At 56.7% G+C, this 2502-nt stretch carries 3 protein-coding genes; all 3 read left to right on the forward strand.

The window, feature by feature from the left end:
• The first annotated feature begins 97 nt into the window (after window positions 1–97).
• The 3 genes from tnpA to tnpC all read left to right on the forward strand — a co-directional run bounded on the left by tnpA (window position 98) and on the right by tnpC (window position 2475).
• Window positions 98–457 carry an IS66-like element accessory protein TnpA gene (tnpA, locus tag OQZ28_RS17350; protein WP_007400224.1) on the forward strand — a complete coding sequence of 120 codons (360 nt, stop codon included), beginning with the start codon at window positions 98–100 and terminating at the stop codon, window positions 455–457.
• Entirely contained in the window at window positions 454–801 is a 348-nt protein-coding gene (tnpB, locus tag OQZ28_RS17355; RefSeq protein ID WP_010510701.1) for an IS66 family insertion sequence element accessory protein TnpB, read from the forward strand. The genes tnpA and tnpB overlap by 4 nt, the downstream gene beginning before the upstream one ends.
• A 63-nt stretch (window positions 802–864) precedes the next feature.
• Window positions 865–2475 (forward strand): IS66 family transposase, encoded by a 1611-nt coding sequence (gene tnpC, locus OQZ28_RS17360; RefSeq protein WP_130732979.1) that lies wholly within the window; start codon window positions 865–867, stop codon window positions 2473–2475.
• Window positions 2476–2502: the final 27 nt, after the last annotated feature.

Consider the following 2502-nt stretch of genomic DNA (forward strand, 5'->3'; position numbering starts at 1 on the left):
GTAACCGGCCGTTTGAGGCCGCCTTATGATTGAGGATTGTGACTGGTAACTTACCGTCGTTAACGACGTCGTTATTGACGTCATTTGAGAGGTAAGAATGACCCAGGAAATCCTGATTGGCGTTGAACGCCGCCGCCGCTGGTCGGATGAACGGAAGCTGGCGATACTGGCTGAAGTTGGTGTGGATGGAGCAAGTGTATCGGATGTGGCACGTCGACATGACCTGACCCGCCAACATCTTTACCAATGGCGGACGTCATTCCGTCAAAGACTATCTTCCCCAGATCAGTCTGTGGCGTTTGTTCCTGTTGCTTCAGTGACGACACCTGCTGTGGCATCTGGCGGTGATCCTGACGAACTGGCCATAGTGCTGCGCAATGGCCGTAGTATCAGGGTGACGGGACATCCTGCCGAAGATCTTCTGGCCCGGGTCATCCGGATTGCGGAGACGGCATGATTGGCGTGGGCAACGGCGTGCGTGTCTATCTGGCCTGCGGGGTGACCGATATGCGCAAGGGCATATCGGGTCTGGCAGCACTGGCACAGGACGTGCTGCGTCAGAACCCGACATCAGGGGCGCTCTTTGCCTTTCGTGGTCGCCGTGGGGACAGGATCAAGCTTCTGATGTGGGACGGTCAGGGGTTCTGTCTTTATTACAAGGTGCTTGAGAAGGGACGTTTTCCATGGCCGTCTCCGGCAGAGGGCGTTGCACGCCTGACGACAGCACAGATGGCCATGCTGTGGGAAGGCATGGAGTGGAGACGCCCTTCCTGGTCTGCACCACCGTCTCGCGTGGCCTGATTTTTATGGCGTGAGAGTGCAGAACATTTTGAATTTTCTTAGGTTTTCTGCTATTTTTTCATAATGACGTCTGCACCTGCGGTCCTGCCTGATGATCCGGATACCCTGAGGGAAATGATTGTTTCCCTGCAGACCGAAGTGGCTCGGCTTTCTGCGTCAGCCCGTGCGTATGAAGCTCTTGTCCAGTCTCTCAAAATCCGGATCGCACGTCTTCAGAAACAGAAATTCGGGGCCAGTTCAGAAAAGATAGACCGTGAGATTGAACAACTCGAACTGCTCCTTGAAGATGTAAAAATCGCCATCGCGGCAGCCGATCCTTCTCCTGATATCAGGGAGCATGATGTCAGCGATGATGCACTCTCTCCCCCACGGCAGCGTGGCAAACCAAAGGTTTCTGACACGACACCACGGGAGCGTATTGTTCTCGACCCAGGTGAGGCCTGTCCTGCCTGTGGCGGTCCCCTGCGTCTTGTAGGCGAAGATGTCACCGAAATACTGGACTTTATTGCGGCAAAACTGAAAGTTGTCGAAACGGCACGGCTGAAGAAATCCTGCCGTCACTGCGAAACACTGGTGCAGCCTGAAGCACCGTCGCGCCCTGTCCCACGGGGGATGGCTGGCACCGGGCTTTTAGCCCATATCCTGGTCTCGAAATTCGATGACCACATTCCGCTTTATCGTCAGAATGAGATCTTTGCCCGTCAGGGTGTGGACATTCCCCGTTCAACCCTGATCGACTGGTGTGGTCAGGCCGTTGCCGTTCTGCGTCCTCTGACAGATCTGATCCGTCAGGATGTCGTAAAGGCAGACCTGCTACATGCTGATGATACACCCATCCAGGTTCTTGACCCCCGTCTGCGTCAGGCTGGCAAACCCCGGGGCGTGAAGGAAGGGCGGATCTGGAGCTATCTGCGCGATCCCCGCCCATGGGGAGGGAGTGATCCGCCCGCCGTGGCCTACTGGTTCTCTCCCGATCGCAAGGGGATCAATCCCCAGACCCATCTGGCACAGTTCCGGGGCATTCTGCAGGCTGACGCCTACGCCGGGTTCAGGGATCTGTATAAACCAGACGCAACAGGAACCGTGCACGTGCGCGAAGCGGCCTGCTGGGCTCATCTCCGCCGGGCCTTCCATGATGTCTGGAAGGGCAGTGATTCGACAATCGCAAGGGAAGCACTTGAACAGATCGGAGAGCTCTACGATATCGAGCGCCAGATCACCGGACACCCGGCCCCGTATCGTCTGGCTGTCCGACAGGAACAAAGCCGCCCCCGTGTCACAGCATTCCACGCATGGTGCGAAACACAGCTTGCCCGTATCCCTGGAAAGGGGGAACTGGCAAAAGCGATCCGTTATGCGTTCAACCGGTGGAAGGCCTTTACCCTGTTCCTCGAAGATGGTCGTGTCGCCATCGACAACAATCCTGCCGAACGCGCCATACGGCCCGTATGCGTGGGGCGAAAAAATTATCTCTTTGCCGGATCCGACACCGGGGGCGACAACATCGCTGATGCCATGACGCTTATCGAAAGCGCAAAACTCTCCCGGCTTAATCCGCACGATTACCTCGCCGACGTCCTGGCCCGTATCAACGAGCACAAGATCAACCGGCTCCACGAACTGTTGCCATGGAACTGGAAACCCGTGAATACACTGCACAGACAGGCCGCATAATCAAGGCGGCCCAGAGCGGCCGGTTAC

It is taken from the genome of Komagataeibacter sp. NFXK3 (assembly GCF_054182245.1).

Coding starts and splice junctions, on each gene's coding strand:
- tnpA (WP_007400224.1), top strand. CDS start 98: ATGACCCAGGAAATCCTGATTGGCGTTGAACGCCGCCGCCGCTGGTCG.
- tnpB (WP_010510701.1), top strand. CDS start 454: ATGATTGGCGTGGGCAACGGCGTGCGTGTCTATCTGGCCTGCGGGGTG.
- tnpC (WP_130732979.1), top strand. CDS start 865: ATGACGTCTGCACCTGCGGTCCTGCCTGATGATCCGGATACCCTGAGG.